Annotated in this window: 21 protein-coding genes; 10 read left to right on the forward strand and 11 right to left on the reverse strand. The window is 44.0% G+C overall.

Annotation, left to right across the window (positions count from 1 at the left end):
- Window positions 1-11 precede the first annotated feature (11 nt).
- Window positions 12-1,868: an asparagine synthase (glutamine-hydrolyzing) gene (asnB, locus tag K9J17_04475; protein ID MCF8275969.1), complete on the forward strand. Its 1,857-nt coding sequence runs from the start codon at window positions 12-14 to the stop codon at window positions 1,866-1,868.
- Here asnB and K9J17_04480 read toward each other — a convergent pair.
- Window positions 1,834-3,276 (reverse strand): hypothetical protein, encoded by a 1,443-nt coding sequence (locus K9J17_04480; protein MCF8275970.1) that lies wholly within the window; start codon window positions 3,274-3,276, stop codon window positions 1,834-1,836. The genes asnB and K9J17_04480 overlap by 35 nt on opposite strands.
- Window positions 3,277-3,353: 77 nt before the next feature.
- On the opposite strand from K9J17_04480, the gene K9J17_04485 reads away from it, so the two are divergent.
- Window positions 3,354-4,604 (forward strand): glycosyltransferase, encoded by a 1,251-nt coding sequence (locus tag K9J17_04485; protein MCF8275971.1) that lies wholly within the window; start codon window positions 3,354-3,356, stop codon window positions 4,602-4,604.
- Here the strand turns inward: K9J17_04485 and rlmH are convergent.
- Window positions 4,579-5,049 (reverse strand): 23S rRNA (pseudouridine(1915)-N(3))-methyltransferase RlmH, encoded by a 471-nt coding sequence (gene rlmH, locus K9J17_04490; protein ID MCF8275972.1) that lies wholly within the window; start codon window positions 5,047-5,049, stop codon window positions 4,579-4,581. The genes K9J17_04485 and rlmH overlap by 26 nt on opposite strands.
- Window positions 5,050-5,143: 94 nt before the next feature.
- Here rlmH and K9J17_04495 point away from each other — a divergent pair, with 94 nt between their 5' ends.
- Genes K9J17_04495 through K9J17_04515 form a run of 5 tightly spaced genes read left to right on the forward strand, consistent with a single transcriptional unit; the run spans window position 5,144 to window position 11,005 of the window.
- Window positions 5,144-5,533 (forward strand): DUF4783 domain-containing protein, encoded by a 390-nt coding sequence (locus K9J17_04495; GenBank protein ID MCF8275973.1) that lies wholly within the window; start codon window positions 5,144-5,146, stop codon window positions 5,531-5,533.
- Between the two features lie 9 nt (window positions 5,534-5,542).
- On the forward strand, window positions 5,543-6,376 hold the full coding sequence (gene nadC, locus K9J17_04500; protein MCF8275974.1) for a carboxylating nicotinate-nucleotide diphosphorylase: 834 nt from the start codon (window positions 5,543-5,545) through the stop codon (window positions 6,374-6,376).
- 1 nt (window position 6,377) lies between these two features.
- On the forward strand, window positions 6,378-7,367 hold the full coding sequence (locus tag K9J17_04505) for a YihY/virulence factor BrkB family protein (GenBank protein MCF8275975.1): 990 nt from the start codon (window positions 6,378-6,380) through the stop codon (window positions 7,365-7,367).
- Window positions 7,364-10,549, forward strand: coding sequence for a M1 family metallopeptidase (locus tag K9J17_04510; protein MCF8275976.1), 3,186 nt, complete (start codon window positions 7,364-7,366; stop codon window positions 10,547-10,549). The genes K9J17_04505 and K9J17_04510 overlap by 4 nt, the downstream gene beginning before the upstream one ends.
- Before the next feature lie 24 nt (window positions 10,550-10,573).
- A complete protein-coding gene (locus tag K9J17_04515) occupies window positions 10,574-11,005 on the forward strand; it encodes a DUF2147 domain-containing protein (protein ID MCF8275977.1) in 432 nt (143 codons plus the stop codon).
- Window positions 11,006-11,099: 94 nt separating this feature from the next.
- Here the strand turns inward: K9J17_04515 and rpmH are convergent, their stop codons facing one another.
- Complete coding sequence (gene rpmH, locus K9J17_04520; protein ID MCF8275978.1) at window positions 11,100-11,258, reverse strand: 50S ribosomal protein L34; 159 nt, start codon at window positions 11,256-11,258, stop codon at window positions 11,100-11,102.
- Window positions 11,259-11,359: 101 nt separating this feature from the next.
- On the opposite strand from rpmH, the gene K9J17_04525 reads away from it, so the two are divergent.
- On the forward strand, window positions 11,360-13,192 hold the full coding sequence (locus tag K9J17_04525; GenBank protein ID MCF8275979.1) for an ATP-binding cassette domain-containing protein: 1,833 nt from the start codon (window positions 11,360-11,362) through the stop codon (window positions 13,190-13,192).
- Here K9J17_04525 and rsmG read toward each other — a convergent pair.
- From rsmG to K9J17_04540, 3 genes are read right to left on the reverse strand one after another with little or no spacing between them, the layout of a single operon-like run.
- Window positions 13,189-13,815, reverse strand: coding sequence for a 16S rRNA (guanine(527)-N(7))-methyltransferase RsmG (gene rsmG / locus K9J17_04530; GenBank protein MCF8275980.1), 627 nt, complete (start codon window positions 13,813-13,815; stop codon window positions 13,189-13,191). The two genes, K9J17_04525 and rsmG, sit on opposite strands and share 4 nt — an antisense overlap.
- Before the next feature lie 20 nt (window positions 13,816-13,835).
- Window positions 13,836-14,450, reverse strand: coding sequence for a sigma-70 family RNA polymerase sigma factor (locus tag K9J17_04535; GenBank protein MCF8275981.1), 615 nt, complete (start codon window positions 14,448-14,450; stop codon window positions 13,836-13,838).
- Entirely contained in the window at window positions 14,441-15,616 is a 1,176-nt protein-coding gene (locus K9J17_04540; protein MCF8275982.1) for a glycosyltransferase, read from the reverse strand. The genes K9J17_04535 and K9J17_04540 overlap by 10 nt, the downstream gene beginning before the upstream one ends.
- A 34-nt stretch (window positions 15,617-15,650) precedes the next feature.
- Between K9J17_04540 and tgt the strand changes: the two genes are divergently transcribed.
- Window positions 15,651-16,781, forward strand: coding sequence for a tRNA guanosine(34) transglycosylase Tgt (tgt, locus tag K9J17_04545; protein MCF8275983.1), 1,131 nt, complete (start codon window positions 15,651-15,653; stop codon window positions 16,779-16,781).
- Between the two features lie 6 nt (window positions 16,782-16,787).
- On the forward strand, window positions 16,788-17,867 hold the full coding sequence (locus K9J17_04550; GenBank protein MCF8275984.1) for an LptF/LptG family permease: 1,080 nt from the start codon (window positions 16,788-16,790) through the stop codon (window positions 17,865-17,867).
- A gap of 20 nt (window positions 17,868-17,887) precedes the next feature.
- On the opposite strand, the gene K9J17_04555 is transcribed toward K9J17_04550, so the two are convergent.
- From K9J17_04555 to aroC, 5 genes are read right to left on the reverse strand one after another with little or no spacing between them, the layout of a single operon-like run.
- A complete protein-coding gene (locus K9J17_04555) occupies window positions 17,888-18,355 on the reverse strand; it encodes a DUF4442 domain-containing protein (GenBank protein ID MCF8275985.1) in 468 nt (155 codons plus the stop codon).
- Window positions 18,356-18,359: 4 nt separating this feature from the next.
- Window positions 18,360-19,562, reverse strand: coding sequence for a 3-phosphoshikimate 1-carboxyvinyltransferase (gene aroA, locus K9J17_04560; protein MCF8275986.1), 1,203 nt, complete (start codon window positions 19,560-19,562; stop codon window positions 18,360-18,362).
- Window positions 19,559-20,572 (reverse strand): 3-dehydroquinate synthase, encoded by a 1,014-nt coding sequence (aroB, locus tag K9J17_04565; GenBank protein ID MCF8275987.1) that lies wholly within the window; start codon window positions 20,570-20,572, stop codon window positions 19,559-19,561. Before aroB ends, aroA begins: the two co-directional genes overlap by 4 nt.
- Window positions 20,569-21,639 (reverse strand): bifunctional 3-deoxy-7-phosphoheptulonate synthase/chorismate mutase type II, encoded by a 1,071-nt coding sequence (locus tag K9J17_04570; protein MCF8275988.1) that lies wholly within the window; start codon window positions 21,637-21,639, stop codon window positions 20,569-20,571. Before K9J17_04570 ends, aroB begins: the two co-directional genes overlap by 4 nt.
- Window positions 21,639-22,721 carry a chorismate synthase gene (gene aroC, locus K9J17_04575; protein MCF8275989.1) on the reverse strand — a complete coding sequence of 361 codons (1,083 nt, stop codon included), beginning with the start codon at window positions 22,719-22,721 and terminating at the stop codon, window positions 21,639-21,641. Before aroC ends, K9J17_04570 begins: the two co-directional genes overlap by 1 nt.
- Between the last annotated feature and the right edge of the window lie 23 nt (window positions 22,722-22,744).

Raw genomic sequence — 22,744 nt, forward strand, 5'->3', positions numbered from 1 at the left:
AATCTGAACACATGTGCGGCATAGCAGGCATCTATCATCCAAAAGGCGTTGATCAAGAAACGGTGAAACTGATGACCGATGCCATTTCGCACCGCGGACCAGATGCCGAAGGTTTTTTTGTGGATGGGAATTTTGGTCTCGGGCACCGGAGATTGAGCATCATCGACCTCAGCACAGCCGCCAATCAACCCATGCAATCGAGTTGCGGGCGCTATTGGATGGTGTTCAATGGCGAGGTTTACAACTACCGCGAAATTGCCAAAGACTTGGACGTTCGTCTCAAAACCACTGGCGATTCGGAGGTGATTTTAGAAGCGTTTGCAAAATGGGGACCGCAAATGGTCACCAAACTGAACGGAATGTTCACCATTGCCATTTTCGACACGACCGAAAAGAAATTGTTTCTTTTCCGCGATCGGCTTGGCATCAAACCTCTTTTCGTTTATCAAAACGATGGAGTTCTCGCATTCGCATCTGAACTGAAGGCAATTGTTGCGCTGAAAAACCAATTGAAACTGACGGTTAATCAAGCTGCCATTCCGTACTTCTTGCATCTCGGCTACATTCCGCAACCATTGTCCATTTACAATGAAGTAGAGAAATTTCCTTCGGGAAGTTGGGCTGTAGCGGATGGCAATTCTTTTCGAGTTGAAGAATACTGGAATCCTGAAACGAAGATCACATCAAATCTTATTACCGATGAGCGGGAAGCGAAACAGCGGCTTTCGAAATTGCTGCAAGATTCCGTAAGCAGAAGGTTGGTTTCGGATGTTCCTTTTGGAACTTTCCTAAGTGGTGGAATCGATTCAAGCTTGGTAACCGCGTTGGCGCAGAAAGCATCTTCCGAAAAACTGAAGACATTCTCCATTGGTTTTGATGATGTCAAGCACGATGAATCGGGTTTTGCACGAAAGGTTTCGGAGCACCTCGGAACAGAACATCACGAATATCGGTTAACCGAAAAAGATGCGTTGGAACTGATAACCGAGATCATTCCGCAGTACGATGAGCCATATGCAGATTCATCGGCCATTCCAACCATGTTGGTTTCAAAGATGGCGCGTCAAGAAGTAACCATGACACTTTCTGGCGATGGTGGTGATGAACTTTTTCATGGTTACGGCATGTATAATTGGGCGCAACGATTGGCCAATCCAGCAGTTAAAGCATACAGCTGGTCACTAAGCAAAGCGCTTTCCTTTGGTGATGACCGCTACAAGCGTATCGCCAAGGTGCTGGATCATTCGAAATCCGATCAGCTTCATTCTCATATCTTCTCGCAAGAACAATACATGTTCTCTGGTTCTGAGATTCAAAACCTTTTGGTTGATAATTCGAAGACAGATTTCTCCATTCTGGACATGAAAGTCTCGTTGGCAAGAAATCTTTCTCCAGCGGAGTTCCAAGCACTTTTCGATATCGAATTCTATTTAAAAGACGACCTGCTGACCAAAGTTGACCGTGCTTCAATGAAATACTCATTAGAAACACGAGTTCCAATTTTGGATCACACCGTGGTTGAATTCGCTTTAAACCTTGACCCGAAGCTGAAAGTAAAGGATGGTGTTGCCAAGTATCTGCTCAAACAAGTGCTTTATGACCACGTTCCGAAGGAATTGTTCGACCGACCAAAATGGGGCTTCAGCATTCCTTTAGACAAATGGTTGAAGAATGAACTATCCTATTTGGTGGATGAATACCTGAATGAAAAAGTGGTGACTGAAATCGATGTTGTGAAATGGTCTGAAGTACGCATTCTGCTCACAAAATGGAATGGCGGACAGAATCATCTCTACAACCGAATTTGGTTATTGATCTTGCTTCATCAATGGTTCACCGATATTCACCTGGCTGACCGTCAGGTTTAGGTATAAACGGTGGCCTGATTTCTTTTGACCCGCTAAAATCCTCCACCTTGAGCAGATCGGATTCAGATTCTTCTTCGTCTTCAAATCCTTTTCGATTCTGATGATAACGTATCATGTATAGGCTGGCAAGAAAGAACGGGAGTGCTGGAATCTTATAACGCACCAACGCTCCAAAATTGGCCGTTGTAAGCCCCACTGCAAACGAAAAAATAATTGCGAACGTAAATGAAAAAAGCACCATAGGCTTACCAAAGACATAACGCGCAAAAGCAAGCGGGCCAATCTTGAATAGCATATACAGTAGAAATAACATTAGAATCGTGTTTTCTAATGCAGAAATGAACATCACCGGATTGCGCACATCCAAAAATGTAGGACGAAATAGGCCAGCAAAAATTGCAACAGGTGCTTTTGTCAACATGCCTCCAATCGAGGGGTCAATCGTTCCGATGTCAAAAGAGTTGCCCTGATACGCCTCTCTTTGAAGGTCTTCTTGTGTTGCGATAGCTTTATCAACGATGGTATCAACAGAACCATAAGCACCCAAGCTTTCTGAGGCACTTGAAAATATCAAAGTTGCCCCTACAACTCCAAGCATAAGTATAATAGGCGCTGCCATGACTCTGACTATTTGATTCTGGACTTTTTGAATCCTGTTGAAAACAAGCCACAAAGACAAACCAGGAAGAAGTGCAACAAAAATGTAAGGTTTCATTGCAATCATAACATACGCTGCAAAAGCCATATAAAAAAGATTCCAAAATACTTTCCTTTTCTTAAACAACAAACCATAAACGGATGACGTCATCCAGCATAACGCAGTAAAAGTGTAGGTATCTTTCATCACACCAGACCCCCAAAACACAACTGATGGAATAAAAAGAAAGGCAATGGCCAACTCTTTTCTTAGACTAGGGTATTCTTCCAAAAACACCAAATACAATCTCCAAACACCGCCAAAAGAGAACCACGATACTAGTATGGTGCAGCCCAAAAAACTATCTACGGACAAGGTTGCAAACGGGCTACTTATTCGAGTAACTGTATACGCTTGATGATCTCGAAGATAGTAATAAGGAATATTATCCCGTAAATCAAAACAATACAACCACTTATGACTAGTGTCACCAAAAAGAATCCTTAGGTAGCAGACCGGCTCTGAAGTAATTAAAGTAGATAGTATTTTAGCATCCAGCCAATATGCTGTAGTATCTCCTCCTCCGTAATAAAACATATAGATGAAAGCAAACAACAGTCCTCCATATACCTTAGCCAATAGTCCCGGACGATAATACTTGTAGGCAGGATTTTCTTCAATATTGTTCCTCGTTCCTCGATTTGCGAAATAATGCACCAGAAATAAGTAGACCGGTACCCAAATAAAATCCCAAATTCCGATGTACTTCATCTGTTTCGAAAAATTGAATTTAGGTTCATGGCTTCAAATTTACTCAAGGTGTCGGGAGATGGGCTAATTTCGCTCAAATGAATGTGCTGTATTTGAGTTATGATGGTTTGACGGATGGTTTAGGGCGTTCTCAAGTGCTGCCGTACATTTTCGGACTTGAAAAATCAGGACATCACTTCTCTATCATCAGTTTCGAAAAAAAAGAACCATTCAAACGTGATGGAGCAAATATTCAAAGACTAGTTGACGATGCTGGCGTTCGTTGGATTCCACTGGCTTATACTTCTTCTCCGCCAATTGTTTCTACCGTATATGATGTTTACCAACTGACCAAAACGGTTGAGAAAATCTACAGCGAAAATCCGTTCGATATCATTCATTGCAGAAGCTACATTACTTCGTTGATTGGCTTAAGAATGAAGCAGAAATACGGAGTGAAATTCGTGTTTGACATGCGCGCTTTCTATGCCGATGAACGCGTTGATGGAGGACTTTGGAACTTGAAAAACCCCATCTTCAAGACGGTTTACGATTTTTTCAAACGAAAGGAAATCGCCTTTCTCAGCAATGCTGATTATTCCATCAGCCTGACAGAAAAAGGAAAAGAGATCATTCATTCGTGGAATACAATTCCTCATCAGCCAGTGCCAGTTCAGGTCATTCCATGCTGTGCCGACCTGGATCATTTTCATCCTTCGAAAATTGATGAAGCACTTCAATCTCAATTGAAATTGAAATTTGATTTGAAAAATGACGATTTCGTAATCACGTATTTAGGTTCAATTGGCACTTGGTATCTGCTAGACGAAATGCTGGATTTTTTCAAGGTTTTAAATGACAAAAGACCTACCGCCAAATTTCTTTTCATCACTACCGACAGTCCAGATTCGATTCTTCCCAAGGCTGAATCAAAAGGAATTCCAGTTGACCGAATTCTTATTTCACCCGCAAAACGAGAAGAAGTTCCAACGTTTCTGAGTTTGGCCAATGCAGCCATCTTTTTTATTCAACCTGTATTTTCAAAGTCAGGCTCTTCTCCTACCAAACATGGAGAAATGCTTGGCATGGGATTGCCAGTGATCGCAAATTCAGGAGTTGGCGATGTAGACCGAATTATTGAAGACACAAATAGCGGAATCCTCGTTCGGGAATTTACCGATGAGGCTTACGAGAAAGCCATTGAACAGATTGATGACCTCTTGAAAATTCCAGTTTCTATGCTTCAAGATGCTGCGCAGAAATATTACTCGTTGGAAGAAGGTGTGAAAAAGTACAACTTCGTTTACGAGTCCATTTCCAGTTCTAATGATGATACTTCTCGTTCTTGAGGATCGTAAAAGCCCTGTAAAGTTGCTCTGTAAAAAATAGGCGGACCATCTGATGGGTCAATGTCATTTTGGAAAGTCCAAGCTTGAAATCGGCACGTTGATAAACTTCTTCTGAAAATCCGAATGCTCCGCCTATCAGAAATACAATCCGCTTATTCCCGCCATTCAACCACTTTTGCAACTTCTCGGAAAAAGCAACTGACGAGAATTCGGTTCCTCGTTCATCCAACAGAACAAGAAAATCTTGATTGCTCAGATTTTCCAAAATCAGTTTTCCTTCTGCTGTTTTCAGTTCAGACTGTCCCAATCTCTTAAACTGTTTAGGCGTTTTCAGCACTTCAACTTCAAAAGCGCAATAATGCTTCAATCGACCAACGTAACGGTCAATTGCTCCACTCAATTCAGCATCATCGGTTTCTCCGACCAGAAAAAGACACAACTTCATGGCATTGCCTTTGGTGATGGTCAAAGTATAGATTTATTTTGTGCTGCACCAAATTGGCGTGGCGCGGTTCTTGCGAAACGGTACCTTAGCAACTATGAAGAAATTAGCATCCATACTCGTATTATTCTGTCTCTCTTTGACAATCGGCTTTGCACAAGAGGCGAGCGAAACAATCAATACGGCCATCAAAGTGGGGAATTATAAAGAACTTTCTAAGTATTTCGATACGAAAGTGGAACTGACCATCGGCCCTAAAGAAGATAGTTACAGCAAAGCTCAAGCTGAGCTAATCGTAAAGGATTTCTTTGCAAAGGATAAAGTGACCAATTATCAGGTCATTCACCGTGGTAAATCTCCAGATGGTGCGCAATATGCCATTGGTACGCTTACTACTACCAAAGGCTCATTCCGAACATACGTGCTTACGAAAGAAGTTGGCGGAAATCTCCGTATTCAACAGCTTCGGTTCGAGCCAAACGAGTAAAACCACTTTATGACGATCGTTCAAATCATTGACGAGGCGCTGAAGGAAGACATTGGCGATGGCGATCACACTGCCGATGCGTGCATTCCTGAATCTGCCAAAGGCAAAGCCAAACTTCTGGTTAAAGAAGATGGCATTATTGCTGGAGTTGAATTGGCCCAGCAGATTTTTTCTCAGTTTGATAAAGACCTGAAAGTCGAGGTCTTTCTTAATGATGGGTCGGCAATTCAGATCGGTGATGTGGTTCTAACCGTTGAAGGTTCTTCTCGGTCTATCCTGAAAACAGAACGTTTGGTGCTCAATTTCATGCAACGCATGAGCGGAATTGCCACCAAAACAGCCCATTACAACAAACTTATCGAAGGCACTTCGGCCAAATTGCTCGACACACGAAAGACAACTCCGTTGCTTCGCGAATTGGAAAAGCTAGCAGTCAAAATCGGTGGTGGCGTCAATCATCGTTTTGGATTGTACGATATGGTGATGATCAAAGACAATCACATCGACCTGGCCGGTGGAATTCCTCAAGCAATAGAACGTGTTCACGATCATTTGAAATCAATCGGAAAGAATCTTAGAGTTGAGATTGAAGTGCGCGATTTTGACGAATTGAACGAAGCCCTTTCAGTAGGTGGTTTCCATCGCATCATGTTGGATAATTTCCATCCTGATGACGAGAAAAAAGCCGTTGAATTGATTGCAGGACGATACGAAACCGAAGCTTCTGGCGGTATCAACGAAACAACCATTCGAGCGCATGCACTAACCGGAGTTGATTACATTTCGGTGGGAGCATTGACACATAATATCAAAAGTCTCGACCTTAGTCTGAAAGCGGTCTGACATGATCAGAAAACTCATTGTCAAAATCCTTCGTCTTCCGATCATTCGGAACATCATTCGTTTCTCGAAAGAGGTACGAATTCCAGGATTTGACGGTCTGCCACTTTATGACGTAACCGCGTTCTTCGTAAAAGGATTGCAGAACGGTTGGCTCGGCTTGCGCGCTTCGGCTGTTGCATTCAATTTCATTCTTGCCATTTTTCCGGCCATCATTTTCGTATTCACGCTCATCGCCTACATTCCAATTGATGGATTTCAGGAACAATTACTGAATTTGATGGAAGTTTTTCTTCCAACAAACGTTTTCGAAAGTGTGAATGAAACCTTCGAAGACATTATTACCCGACAGCGTGGCGGATTGCTTTCCGTCACGGTTATTTCTGCGCTTTATTTTTCCACCAATGGATTGCACACGCTCATTGACAGTTTCAACACCACATTTCACACAATTGAAAGTCGACCATATTTTGTTCAACGAGGTATTTCCATTCTTCTCACGCTCATTCTGACCATGTTCACATTGGTGGCGATCGCCCTTATTGTATTCGGGGAAATAGGCATGGATTTCATTCGCCAAAAAGGTTGGATTGAAGATGACCTTTTGAGTTTTGGACTCAACATTGCCCGATGGATCATCATTCTTGGGTTGATGTTCTTCGCTATTTCCGTTCTGTATTTCCTTGGCCCAGCAAAACAGACCAAATGGCGCTTTTTCTCTGCGGGATCAACATTGGCAACGGTGCTGGTACTGATCACCTCCATCGGCTTCAGCTATTTTGTAGAGAATTTTGGTCAGTACAATAAATTGTATGGTTCTATCGGAACGCTGGTAATTGTAATGCTTTGGACGTATTTCAACTCCATCGCATTATTGATCGGATTCGAACTGAATGCAAGCATTGAGGATGCTAAACTCCGCGAAATTGCACTCAACAAGCGTTCTCTTCATATTTCACTTGAAGACGAAATTGAAAAAGGCAGTCAATCATGAAGAAACTCTTACCTGTACTGATTCTGTTGATTGCCCAAACTGCTTTCGGACAGTATAATCCACTTTCTCCACCCAACACATTTCGCTCAGCGGACAATCCTTTGTATTGGAAAAATCGTGCGCCAAGCACCGATTACTGGCAGCAAGACGTGCATTACCGCATTGCGGCCAATGTGGACGAGCAGACCGACATTATCTCTGCCAAAATGGAGTTGAGTTATTGGAACAATTCGCCCGATACGCTTTATGAGGTTTTCTTCCATTTATATCAGAATGCTTTTCAGCCAAATTCTTACGCAGATAAGAACGACCAAGCGAAAGGCACGAAAAACCATTTTGGGAAGTACGAGAAGGCTGGGAAAGGAACGGAAGTCCTCTCGCTGACCATGAACGGCAAAGATGTTCAGCAAGAATTGGACAATACGATCCTGCGCATCATTCCGAACGAACCAATACTTCCCAATTCAAAAACGGAATTCAAAATTGAATTCAAAACCTACTTCGATCAAGGTTCGATGGGACGTAGGATGAAGCTTTTCTCATCAGGAGAATTCACGCATTATGATGGCGTGCATTGGTATCCGCGCATTTCGGTTTACGATAGAAAATTCGGTTGGACAACAGATCAACATCTTGGTAGTGAGTTTTATGGAGATTTCGGAACCTTTGATGTAGCGCTCACTTTTGCAAGCAATTATGTGGTTGGAGCAACGGGTTTTCTGCTCAATCGAAATACGGTTCTTCCACAGGAACTCCGCCAGAAACTGGACGTGAAGAATTTTGCTGGTAAACCTTGGGATGAAGCTGCTTCCGTCATCATTCCATACGATAGCACTGAGCACAAAACATGGATCTATCATGCAGAGAACGTGCACGATTTTGCCTTTACAGCTGACCCGAATTACCGTATTGGCGAAGCTGAATGGAATGGCGTCAAATGCTATTCACTGGCGCAAGAAGGTCATGCTTCGGGTTGGCAGAATGCTGCAGAATACACCGCCAAGACCATTCAGGTTTTCTCTGAAGGAATTGGCATGTATCAATATCACAAAATGATTGTTGCCGATGCAGAAGACGGCATGGAATATCCGATGCTTACCTTGGATGGAGGAAGTGATCCTGACTACCGCGGATTGCTTGTTCACGAAGTAGGACACAACTGGTTTTTCGGTCAAGTTGGCAACAACGAAACCTATCGCGCAGCCTTGGATGAGGGATTTACCCAATATCTGACCGCCTACGGAATGCGCAAAATTGATGGCGACACCGTTATTGAAGAACCTTCAAAAAATTGGTACAGACGAAGATTTGAGAAAGAACGACTGGTTATGGACGATGAGATCTACTATGGTTTCATGAACAGCGCCATGCAGTTTCTTGACCCGCACTTGAATACGCATTCCGATCAATTTGATGATTACAGACACGGTTACGGCCACGTTTATTACAAAACAGCCACCATGCTCTACAATCTCGAATACGTTCTGGGCGATACGCTTTTTGCTAACGCAATGAAGCATTATTTCAATGAGTGGCGCTTCTGTCATCCGTACTTTGAAGATTTTAGGAATTCCATCATCCACTACACCAAAGTAGACCTTAACTGGTTCTTTGACCAATGGTTAGAAACCGACAAGCGCATCGATTATGCGATTGCTGGTATACGCAGATCGGATGAGCCAGGGAAATTCATGGTGAAATTCAAACGGAAAGGAGACTTGCAGATGCCACTCGATTTTGAGGTGACGGATCAAAACGACAGCATCCACCGATTCCACATTCCGAACACATGGTTCAGTAAAGAAACCGATGCCACAGTGCTTCCAAAATGGACAGGTTTCAATGAATTGAATAAGACGTATGAGGTGGCTATTTCCATTCTGGAAGGAATAAAACGTGTCGACATAGACCCAACATACCGGTTGGCAGACATAAACATGCTTGATAATTCTTCTGCCTCAGCGATAGAATTCGAATTCGACCATCAATTGTACGGTCGGCCTGATTGGAAAAAATATGAGGTCTTTGCACGACCTGACTTTTGGTACAATGGTTATGATGGCATCAAATTCGGAATTCACCTCAACGGAAGCCATTTCAACCTCAATCATAAATTCAATCTGTACCTCTGGGCAAATTCCGGATTGGCACAATGGGATATTCCAAGCAATGTTAGCGTGAACGAATTCATGCCGATTTCCGTGCTTTTCGATTACAAAACCTCCTTGGCCCGTTATTGGAAAAACAGCTCAGTAGATGTTGCGGCTCGGATTCTTGATGGACTGTACAACGCGGAATTTGGCTTCGAAAAGCAGAATAAAAAGCGCACAACCACCTTCCGATTGTATTTCCGCTCTCTTTATCGACAGAGAGACCGCGATATCGCGTACTTGCTGAATCGCGATACCTGGAATGCAGACATGTGGAATAACTCGTTCAATCTAGATATCAAGCATGTTTATCGTTATGGTTCTGGAAATGGAGAGTTGAAAATCGGTCTCCGAAGCAGTTCGCTTGGCAGCGATTACGACTTTCATCAACTGAAATTGGAAGCCAAGAATACCACGCAACTTTGGCACTTGATTCTCAAAACACGCATGTTTGCGCAGCTTGGAACTGGCAGTAATTGGGCGCCCGAATCGCAATTGTATGTAGGCGGAGCCAATCCAGAGGAAATGATGTACAACAAATACATGCGCTCATCTGGAATACTGCCTTCTGATTGGGCCACATTCCGCGAAACCTCCAACCATTTACAATACGGTGGTGGATTGAATTTGCGAGGATATGTCGGCTATTTGGCACCAGAAAATGTAGGAGACGGAGTGGTGCTCGCCTACGCTGGAAACAGCGGAGCTTCCATCAATGCAGAATTGGAATTTGATGAGATTTTTGGTCTACGTCCAAATTGGACCAGAAGATGGCTGGACATCGACATGTATATTTTTGGAGATCTTGGATTCATCAACACGAACCGACCAGGAGAAAAATTGGCCTTTGCTAAGCCACGAGCTGACGCAGGGTTAGGCGCAGCACTCACCATTAAAAAATGGGGATTATTGAATAAAGTGAAACCGCTAACCATCCGATTTGATATGCCATTGTTCTTAAATCGAAGCCCAGCGTTAGATCCTGAACCTTGGGCTTTCCGATGGATGCTGGGAATCAGCAGAGCTTTTTAACTTCATTGTCTAAAATCAACTTTTATGAAAAGACCAATTTCACTTTGTCTCGTTTTCAGCTTTTTCGTCATTCAATCATTTGCTCAGGGCGTTACGCCAATCGGCAAATGGAAAACGGTAGATGACAATACCGGAAAAACCAAATCGGTTGTAGAGATCTACGAGAAAGGCGGGAAACTTTTCGGGAAAGTGTTGCAGCTCTTCGACCCTGAAAAACCCGATCCAAAATGCGAGGAATGTGCTGCAGATGATCCGCGCCACATGAAACCAATTGTTGGACTGGAGATCATCAGAAATTTGACGAAAGACGGCTCAGAATATGCGCATGGTGATATTCTTGACCCTGAAAATGGAAAGGTTTATAAGTGCAAGATCTGGGTTGAAGAAGGAAAACTGATGGTTCGCGGTTACATTTCTTTCCTTTATCGTACACAAACGTGGTTACCTGCTGATTAAGGTCTTGGACTTTAGAATCCCTTCTAAACCGACAGAAACAAAAAAGCCCGCTCAAATTTTGAGCGGGCTTTTTCACTATTCGACCTATTAGATCTTATTTCTTGTCTGCTCTTTCGTCAGAAACAGTAAGCTTTTTTCTTCCTTTTGCTCTTCGGGCCGCAAGAACGTTACGTCCGTTTGCTGAAGCCATTCTGCTACGGAATCCGTGCTTGTTGCTTCTCTTTCTTCTTGATGGCTGAAATGTTCTTTTCATAACTCCGACTTATTTGGGCGTGCAAAGATAGACTTCGTTTTAATTTGTGCAAACATATCTTCCGCAAAATAGTTTCATTCAAATAACTTTGCAGCGCAAATATGGCTAGAAGAGATAGATTAGACACAGAAGACCTTCCGAAAGTGAAGGTTTCGGGCGAGAGTATTAAGAAGATTTCTCGGCTTTTCCGCTACTTCAAACCACATCGTTTCAAATACTACTTAGGACTTTTCTTCCTATTTCTGACTGGAATCACTGCGTTGATCTTCCCGAAATTGATCGGAGACATGGTAGATACGGCAGAAGAAGCCATGTTGGCAGACATTGATAGGATTGCCCTCTTCCTATTGGTCGTATTCGTATTTCAGGCCATTTTCTCCTTCTTCCGCATTTACCTTTTTGTAAATGTGACCGAACACGTGCTTGCGGACCTTAGAAAAGACACATATAATAAGTTGATCAGACTCCCGATGTCGTACTTCTCTCAAAACCGTGTTGGAGAGATGAACAGCCGAATAGCTACTGACATCAATATGCTTTCGGACACATTTACAACGGTTGTTGCTGAGTTTCTTCGGCAGTCAATGCTGATAGTTGGTGGAATTGCATTCTTGGCTTACACTTCGGTGGAGTTAACGATGGTGATGCTTGGTGTTGTTCCGTTAGTGGCCGTTTTTGCCGTTGTTTTTGGACGGATCATTCGAAGAATTTCGAAAGAAACTCAAGATAGAATTGCACAATCGAACACGATTGTTGAAGAAACACTGGCAGGAATCACAAACGTAAAATCCTTCGCCAACGAGATGTACGAAAGTGCGCGCTACGCGAAAAGCACAACAGCCATCATCGAAAAAGCGCTTCAAGGAGCAAAAGCGCGAGGATTTTTTGCTTCGTTCATCATCTTCTGTCTTTTCGGTTCCATTGTAGGTGTGATCTGGTATGGAGCGCGTTTAGTGAATCAAGATATTGCCCGATTAGCTGCTGACCCTTCAATCCCAGAAAGTGATTTATTTACAATTGGCCAGTTACTGCAATTCGTTCTCTATTCGGTTTTCGTAGGAGCTTCTATTGGTGGAATTGCCGAAATGTATGCGCAAATTCAGAAAGCAATTGGTGCTGCCGAGCGAATTTTGGAGATCATGGATGAAGACCCTGAACCATATGAATCTGCAAAACCAGTTAATATTTCGGCCATTTCGGGTTCGCTGAAATTCGACAATGTTCAATTCACCTACCCAAGTCGTCCAGATATTTCTGTACTGAATGGGGTAAGTTTTGATGCAAAACAAGGCGAGACAATTGCGTTGGTCGGCCCTTCCGGATCTGGAAAATCGACCATTGCATCGTTGGTTCTTCGGTTTTACGATCCCGTTTCTGGAAGCATCACCATAGATGGAATTGACACGAGCGAAATGGGCTTAGAGTTTTTGAGAAATCAAATGGCCATTGTTCCGCAAGACGTGATTTTGTTCGGAGGAACGATTCGTGAGAACATTGAATACGGAAAACCTGGCGCATCTCTGAAAGAGATTGAGGAAGCTGCTAAAAAAGCCAATGCTCACATTTTCGTAGACAGTTTCCCTGAAAAATATGACACGGTTGTAGGCGAACGCGGCATTCAGCTTTCTGGTGGTCAGCGGCAGCGAATTGCCATTGCGCGAGCGGTTTTGAAAGACCCACGGATTCTGATCTTGGATGAGGCCACAAGTTCTTTGGATTCAGAATCTGAACGTTTGGTTCAGGAAGCGTTGGACAAACTGATGGTAGGTAGAACCTCGCTTGTAATTGCTCATAGACTTTCAACTATCCGCAAGGCAGACCGAATTCTAGTTTTGGATAAAGGTTCCATTTCTGAAAATGGCCGACACGAGGAACTTCTTACGAAGGAAGGAGGACTTTACAGAGGTTTGCTAGAGCTGCAAATGCAAGCTTAGAATTTCTCGACCCAAACCACCATTTTAGTTTCGAAGAATTCTTCTTCAAACATATCGCTGATGTTGTAAAGGTTCGCCTTCACTTTGGCGGCAATGATTTCTTCGGTCAGGTCGCCACCTTTTAGACAGAAGAGGCCTTTAACAGATTTCTTGCTTTTAGCATCCAATTTACCAACGAGCCAATGTTTCAGTTGTGCCATAGGTGCAACTGCTCGCGTCACAATCACATCGTATTTCTCTCTGCCCTGCTCCATTCTTGCCTGCTGAGCTTTGACGTTTTTCAACCCAATAGCCTCAGCCACTCCATTGGCAACCTTGATCTTCTTACCTATACTATCTACCAACAGGAATTGACATTCTGGAAACAAAATTGCCAACGGAATTCCTGGAAATCCACCACCAGTTCCAACATCAAGAATCTTCGTTCCATCTTCAAAATCGACAACAGAGGCAATGGCCAACGAGTGAAGAACGTGACGTTCGTAAAAGAGATGAAAATCCTTTCTGGAAACCACATTTATCTGCGTGTTCCACTCAAAATATGCATCGTATAAAGCAGCAAATTGCTGCTTCTGCACATCGGTCAGGTTTCCAAAATACTTGAGTATGATCTCCCAAGAAATAGGAGTAGAATCGTCTGGATTCAAATCTTCTCCTTGCTGTTTTTGAGAATATTGTAAAGGAATTCGCGTGCTCGGAACAACTGTGCTTTCACCGTTCCCAGCGGAAGATCGAGTTCCTGCGCAATTTCCTCGTAAGAGTATTCTTTGAAATAGCGAAGCTCCACCAAGGTTCTGTAGCGCGGTTTCAGTTTCTCAACAACGCCATGCATCAGAATCTTCTTCTGTTCCTTTATGTAGGCTTCTTCAGGATCAAGCGTTCCAGATGGAACATCCATGGTCATTTCGCCTCCATCGTGGCCTTCCATGGGCTTATCCAAAGAAAGAAGGTTTTTCTTTTTCTTACGGATGAAATCGATGCAATTATTGGATGCGATCTTGAACAACCACGTACTGAATGCGTAATTGGGTGTGTACTGATGAAGCTTATTGAAGGCTTTTCCAAAAGCCTCAATGGTAAGATCGTCAGCATCATCTCTGTTGTTGACCATCTTCAATAACATGAAATAGATGCTATCGCGATACCGATCCATCAGCTGGGCATACGCCTTCTGATCGCCACTATCGATTGCCGCTCTTACGAGTCGGTAATCTAACATTGCTTTATCTGATAGGTCTGGATTTACTTCTACCTCCATCTAATGGGTGGTTTTATTCGGTTTGAAATGGCAACTGCGGTATTGAAAAAAGGTGTGAACAAATCGCCTAGTAGCGAAAATAACAAAAGATCATGCTCTTCCAAGAGCCGCGCCACCACACTTATGATCGACAAATGAACAAGCCATTTGATGGTAATTCCACATAGCGCCAACCAATACAATGTTTCAGTCGATAGAACCCCAAAAAATGACAGATAAAAGAGTAGATGCGAAAGCGTGAATATTCCTAAAAATAATTTGGACGAAGCCTTATAAAAACTCCCAGTTGATAGATGTCGCCTCTTTTGTCGCCACCAAGCAGAAAAATTTTCGGAAGGAATAGAAAGTGTATGCGACTCTTTTCTGATCTCGATGGCCGTGTTCTTTCCAGTAGAAACCTCATTCACTAACAGATCGTCATCTCCAGAAGCAACATGTCGATGTTTGATGAAACCTTTGGTCTGAAAGAACAGGTCTTTCCGATAGGCCAAGTTTCGTCCAACACCCATATACGGAAGTCCTGCGAGCGCATACGACAGATATTGCATGGCAATATGAAGCGCTTCATAGCGATAGAACTTATTGAAAATGCCTGGCTTCTTCTCAAAACCTCCATAGCCGAGTACAAGCATTTTTTCCTCTTTCAATCCTTCGGCCATAGAACGCAACCAATGCTTCGATTTAGGCCAGCAATCGGCATCCGTAAAAACCAGATTCTCGTATTTGGCGCCTTTAATACCAATGGAAATAGCAAACTTCTTACCTCGCATTTTGGCATTTTCCCTACTTAGGTTAATGACACGCAAATGCGAATAGCGCTGCTGCCAAGATTGGAGCAACAGATCTGTCTCATCCAAAGAATGGTCGTTTACAACGATCACTTCGAATTCGGGATATTCCTGTTCAAGTACGGATTGAAGGTTCTTTTTGAGGTTATCTTCCTCGTTCCAAGCACAGATAATGACAGAAACAGGCTCAGGATTTCCCACCGTTTTGCTCGGTTTATGAAAGGCCAATCGGGCAAAAAAGAAGGCGTAATAGAAAAGCTGAACAGCCAATGAGCTTATGAACACACCCACAACTACAAGCTGCCAGGTCGGAAGGGTTTGAAAATCGGAGAGGTTCATGCTTGCGTGGCGCAAAACTAACCAACGGCTGAAGGGCATTTAAGTACATTTGGGCGATTTTATGAACATGGGACTGAAGTTCAAACTGACACATACGGATGCGGGGTCAAAAGCCCGAAGAGGGCAGATCACAACGGATCATGGAACCATTGAAACACCCATCTTCATGCCTGTGGGCACGCTGGGAACGGTGAAGGGAATCCATCAGCAGGAATTGGTGAACGAAGTGAAAGCCGAAGTCATTCTTGGCAATACCTATCATCTTTATCTACGACCGGGAACGGAAATTCTGGAAGAGGCCGGAGGTCTTCACAAATTCATGAATTGGAAAAAACCGATCCTGACCGATAGCGGTGGTTATCAGGTGTACTCCTTGGCGCACAAGAGGAAGATCACCGAAGAAGGCGTCACGTTTGCCTCGCATATCGATGGATCGAAGCATTTTTTCAGTCCAGAAACTTCGATGAACATTCAGCGAAGCATCGGTGCCGATATCATTATGGCCTTTGACGAATGCACGCCATATCCGTGCGATTACAACTACGCAAAGGATTCGATGCACATGACGCACCGATGGCTGAAACGATGCTGTGAGCACGTAGATGCGGGCCAACCGCTTTACGGTCATCATCAATCGCTATTCCCTATTGTTCAAGGCTCGACCTATAAGGATCTTCGGATTGAAAGCGCTGAGAAAATTGCCTCATTTGAGCGTGAAGGAAATGCCATTGGCGGATTGAGCGTTGGCGAACCAGACGAAGAAATGTACGCCATGACAGAAGTTGTTTGCGATATCCTTCCGAAAGACAAACCGCGTTATCTGATGGGCGTTGGCACACCAGCCAATCTGTTAGAAAACATTGCGCTTGGCATAGACATGTTCGATTGCGTTTTACCTACTAGAAACGCTCGCCACGGATTGATCTATACTTGGGATGGCATCATCAACATAAAAAACAAGAAGTGGGAACGCGATTTTTCTCCTTTGGATGCAAAGGGAACAAGCTCGGTAGATAGCATGTACAACCGAGCATATGTTCGCCACTTGTTCGCATGCAGCGAATTGCTTGGACCGCAAATAACCAGCATACACAATTTGGCGTTCTATTTGGAGTTGATGCGCCAGGCACGGTTACACATAGAAGCTGGCGATTTCAGCGCATGGAAAGACCAGACCGTTCCAAAACTCCTTACACGACTCTAAGCAACGGTGTTTACCCGAATAGACAGATACATTCTGAAGCAGTTCCTAGGAACGTTCGTGTTCACCATTGGGCTGATCATTAGCATCACCATTGTATTTGATCTTTCTGAAAAGATTGACAATTTCATAGAACACGACCTCTCGTTCTACACGGTTTTCTCTGAGTATTACATCTTCTTCATCCCCTACTTTGCCAATCTTTTCAGTCCGCTTTTCATTTTTGTGGCCGTTATTCTGTTCACATCCAGAATGGCGTATCGTTCGGAGATTGTAGCCATTCTAAGCGCAGGAGTCAGTTTTTATAGATTGATGGTTCCTTATCTTTTGGGCGCAACGGTTCTTGCTATTGTAAGCTTGGGACTGAACCATTTCATCATTCCGAAAGCGAACGAACAGCGGATACTTTTCGAGAATACTTACATCAACAGACCATGGAAATTCTACGGCCGAAATCAGCATTACCAGATTGAACCCGGAACCTTCATTTACTTCGATTCTTACAGTGCCGAACGAATGACCGGATACAAATTCGCACTCGAAAAGTTTGAGGATGGTAAACTCACCTACAAATTGATCTCTGACCATATCGTTTTCGACACGACCATACAGAAATGGAGCGTGAAGAAATATTACGAACGCACATTTGATGGATTGCAGGAGAAAATCCGACAGTCCGAGCAATTGGACACCGTTTTTCCATTCGAACCAAAAGATTTCGGCCAGCAATTGAAAATTGTGGAAGCCATGGATTATTGGCAATTGAACGACTTTATCAAAACGGAAGAAATGCGCGGTTCCGATTATGTCGATTTCTTTAAAGTGGAAAAGGAGAAACGAACTGCCATGCCATTTGCTGCTTTCATCCTAACCATCATTGGCGTGAGTTTGGCCAGCCGAAAAGTACGTGGCGGCATCGGCATGCACATCGGCCTTGGTCTACTTCTCAGCTTCTCCTACATCCTTTTCATGCAGGTCTCGCAGACCTTTGCCATTGAAGGAAGTATGCCTGTTCGCTTGGCTGTTTGGGTTCCCAATATCATGTACCTGATATTGGGATTGGTGATGCTTTATAAGGCTCCGAAATAATGATCCGATTTATTGCGTCTCTACTTCTTTGGCTTATCCGAAACCTTCATTGTAATGGCGGCATTCATCACTTCCACATCAGAAGTGTCTCGAACAGAAACGTGACAGATCACTTCATCGCAGGTTTCCCAATTGACTGAACTCAGGTCGCAAGTGGCGGTGAGATTAGTCATCGCTTTTTTCACATAATTCACAGTCATTCCAACCGGAATCCATCTGCGATGCTTCGGAATGGAAGCTTCCATCAGAATGCCGCCAGTGAACTCACACAAATTGCACATGGCAATGGCATGCACGGTTTTCAAGTGATTATGAACCGCTGGTCGCTTCTTCATGGAAGCCTTCATGTAATTGGGCCGAAGCTCAATTACTCGTGGTTTAATAGTAGTGAAGTACGGAGCAAATCGAGCAAGAAAACCGGAGAAAATGCGGTTTCCGAATGGTACTTTCTTGAGTTTTGTTTGTAGGTCGAGGATGCGGTTTCCCATTTATTCAGTCTGTTTTAAATCCAATGTTTTGTAATTCCGACCAAAAGGTAGGAAAGCTTTTTTCCACTACTTCAGGATTTTCAATTTCAGTTCTCATTACTGTTGAAAGAACCGCAGCACTCATCGCCATTCGGTGATCATTGTATGTATTGATGACAGCGGTTTCAGCAGAAATTGAACCCGAAACGGTCAACGAATCTCCGCGGATAGCTACATATACCCCCAGTTTTTTCAACTCCCACTTAAGCGCTTTCAACCGGTCTGTTTCTTTGAACCTAAGGTTGTCCAAACCGGTAAGCGCCAATGACTTTCCAAGAGTTACGGCAAGAAACGCAAATGTCTGCGCGAGGTCCGGGTTGTGGGTAAAATCAATGCTTTTAGGGAAATCGACTACTTCAATAGAAGAAATCTCAACTCCATTTTCCTTCTGAACCGATGTTACGCCCATTCCCAAAAACCATTCTTTCAGTATTGAATCGCCCTGAGAAGAATTGAGCTTCAACCCTTTCAGCAGGAATTTTGAATTTGGTCTTGCTGCGGCAAGTGCGTAGAAATAAGACGCTGCGCTCCAGTCTGCCTCCACATCCAAGTTCGAAATCTGATAATTCCCTGCTGCTATATCTACGGTATTTCCTTGAAATTGAACTTCAATCCCGGACTGACGCATGCAATCGGCCGTAAGTTCAATGTAAGGTCGTGAAAGCACTTTCCCATCGAGTAGAATAGTGAGTCCGTCCTTCATTCTTGGAGCAATCATCATCAAAGCCGAAACGAACTGACTACTTACGGAAGCGGAGATTTCAACTTTTCCTCCTTTAAGCTTCTTTCCAACGATTTTCAACGGTGGAAAACCATCGTTTTCAACATAGTCGATGACCGAACCAAGTTCGCGAAGCACCGTTACCAATTCGGAAATCGGTCGTTGTTTCATTCGTTCATCGCCTGTAAGCACAACGCTTTTTCCTTCTTGCGCAGAATAATAAGCAGTGAGAAATCGCATGGCCGTTCCTGCCATTCCGATGTTGATTTTATCGGAATTTGAACTCAATGCATCGCGCAACACTTTCACATCCTCTGGAAGCGAATTCGGAAGTTTTACATCTTTTCCTGCAAGCGCTGCAATAATCTGATAACGATTGGCAATGCTTTTCGAAATCGGAAGTTCCACTTCTCCCGTCAACGGTCCATTTGGCACAAGCAATTTCATGACCGCGTTGAGTAGAAATGGAACGCTTGGTCCAACAATTCTTCCGAAACAAATTGATCGGTCACTGCATCGCCAATGGCTCGTAGCAGCACAAATTGAACCTGTCCATCGCGATTCTTCTTATCGTAGATGAGTAATTTCTTGACGGATATCCAGTCGATTTCCGAGATAGAAATTTTTGAAAAAATCGAATCAATTGCTGTGCAAATTGAATTCAACTCCACATTAGAAAGACCTGCTACTTTGTGCGAAATCCAAGATTCCAAAATCATACCTGCCGCAATGGCTTCACCATGCAAAACGGATTTATCAGTTTCCAAAAAATGACTTTCAATGGCATGTCCAACCGTATGCCCGAAGTTCAGTTTCTTGCGTTCGCCCGTCTCAAACTCATCGCGCTTTACAACATCCAACTTCACCTGCACCGAGCGAGATATCAGCTCGTCTTCATTGGCATCCATCAGATTGAGAATGGAACTATCTGAAATGAAGGCGTGCTTCAACACTTCCGCCAAGCCATTTCGGTATTGGCGCGCTGGCAACGTCTTCAAAAAATTGGAATCAATGAGAACGGCTTCAGGCTGAGTAAAAGTTCCAACCATGTTCTTCAAACCACCAAAATCGACTCCCGTTTTTCCTCCAATGGCCGCATCGACCATTCCCAAAAGCGAAGTGGGAATATTTACAAATCGGATTCCTCGCATGAACGTGGAAGCCGTAAAACCACCAAGATCGGTAACCACACCGCCACCGATATTTAGCAAAATTGTATTGCGATCGGCACCGAATTCGGTAAGTTGATACCAGACCATTTCGCAGGTTTTCAGCGTTTTATGCTGCTCACCAGCTTCCATTTGAATGATGGGTAATTCAGCCGTTTTCGGGCACGCCACATGCAGATATTCAAAACATTGATCCGTGTTGGAATCGCAAAGAATGATTGCCTTCTCGTTTGCCAACAGATCCGTCAGAAAACGCCACGCTTGCTCTCTGAACAGCACTGGACTCATGCGTTTTTGGATTTGGATGAATTCATTACTTGCGTTTGTTGCTGAATGCTTTCCTCATGGATCGCTTCCAAAAACTTGTGCAAAAATTTCAATGAAAGGTCTTTCCCTTGAACGTGCGCTTCGCGATCGTGGAGAATTTCATTCCAACGCTGATGCTGCAAAATGGTGATGTTGTGCTCGCGCTTGTATTCGCCAATGCTGCGAGAAACGGATAATCGCTCAACGAGTAGATCAAGAATGTCTCGATCAAGTCCATCAATGGTGGCGCGAAGCTGCTCCAATTTAGCCTTCACTTCAAGATCGAGCGAATTGGGATTTCGCCAAACCAATTCAGACAGAATTCTTTCCAATTCCTGTGGCGTGACCTGCTGATCGGCATCGCTCCAAGCTTTAATTGGGTCTCGATGGGTTTCCAGCATCAAACCATCCATGTTCAGGTCGATGGCTTTCTGCGCCACTTCCGACAATAATTCTCTGTTTCCGCAAATATGACTCGGGTCGCAAATGATCGGCAATTCGGGCATTCTACGCTTCAATTCAATCGGAATATTCCAATTGGGACTGTTGCGAAAAGGCGATTTTTGAAATGTTGAAAACCCGCGATGAATGGCTCCCAATTTGGTTAACCCGACAGATTGTAGGCGTTCAATAGCTCCAATCCACAACTCAACATCGGGATTCACGGGATTCTTCACCAAAACGGGAACGTTTGTTCCTTTCAACGCATCGGCAATTTCTTGCACCATAAATGGATTTACTGTTGTCCGTGCTCCGATCCAAAGCACATCCACACCGCCCTTCAGCGCCATTTCAACATGCAATGTATTTGCAACTTCAACCGAAATCGGCTTCCCGATCTTTTCGCCTGCCTCCTTCAACCACGCAATTCCCTCTTCTCCTACTCCTTCAAAATTCCCTGGACGCGTACGTGGTTTCCAGACGCCTGCTCGAAGCAGATCAACGTTTAGATTCTTCAATCCGTCAGCCGTTTCCAACACTTGCTCGCGCGTTTCTGCACTGCAAGGCCCAGCAATCACAAACGGTCGGTGTTTTCTTCTGAATTCCATCAACCGTTCTGTTGCGTTCTGTTTCTCAAATAATGATCTGCAAGCACGATTGCGGCCATCGCTTCTACAATCGGCACTGCGCGCGGAACAACACACGGATCGTGGCGACCTTTTCCCTCTAAGGTTACTTCGTTGCCATCAGAATTGACACTCAATTGCGACTGCATAATGGTGGCCACAGGTTTGAAGGCCACGTTGAATGTGATGTCCATCCCATTGGAAATGCCTCCTTGAATTCCTCCGCTATGGTTTGTACTGGTATTGATTTTCCCTCCTTCAGAAGTAAAAATATCGTTGTGTTCGGAACCTCGCATTTTGGTGGAAGCGAATCCAGAACCGATTTCAAATCCCTTCACAGCATTTATGCTCAACATGGCTTTACCAAGATCAGCATGAAGCTTATCGAAGACTGGTTCGCCCAAACCTGCGGGGACATTTCGTACCACACACCGGATGATTCCGCCCACAGTATCTCCCTCTTTTCGAACCGAATCGATGAGTTTTTCCATTTCGGACGATGCTTTTTCATCTGGGCAACGGACGAGACTTTTCTCCACATCATTCAAAGAAACTGTTTGATCATTGACCGTTGCACGAACATCGGCAACCGAAGAAACGTAGGCAACAATCTCAATTCCCGCTTGCTGAAGTAGCATTTTAGCAAAGGCGCAAGCCACCACACGCGCAGCAGTTTCTCTAGCCGATGAGCGCCCACCACCTCGATGGTCGCGATGGCCATATTTTGCCTCGTACGTGAAATCAGCATGCGATGGACGGAAGGTTTTTTCGAGATGCGCATAATCTTTGGAACGCGCATCTGAGTTCGGAATTGTGACGGCAATTGGCGTTCCGAGCGATTTCCCTTCAAAAACACCTGAAAGAATCTGAAATTCCTCCGTTTCCTTGCGTTGCGAAGTCAGCTTGGATTGTCCTGGCCGTCTTCGCTGTAGGTCCTGATGAATCAACGCTTCATTCACTTCGATTCCCGCAGGAAATCCATCGATGACCACGCCAATACTTGGCCCATGGCTTTCGCCAAACGTGGTGATTTGAAACAATTTTCCGAATGTGTTTCCAGCCATAGCGTTGCAAAGGTACTAAGCCC

The sequence above is a fragment of the Flavobacteriales bacterium genome (genome assembly GCA_021739695.1).
Lineage (GTDB): Bacteria > Bacteroidota > Bacteroidia > UBA10329 > UBA10329 > UBA10329.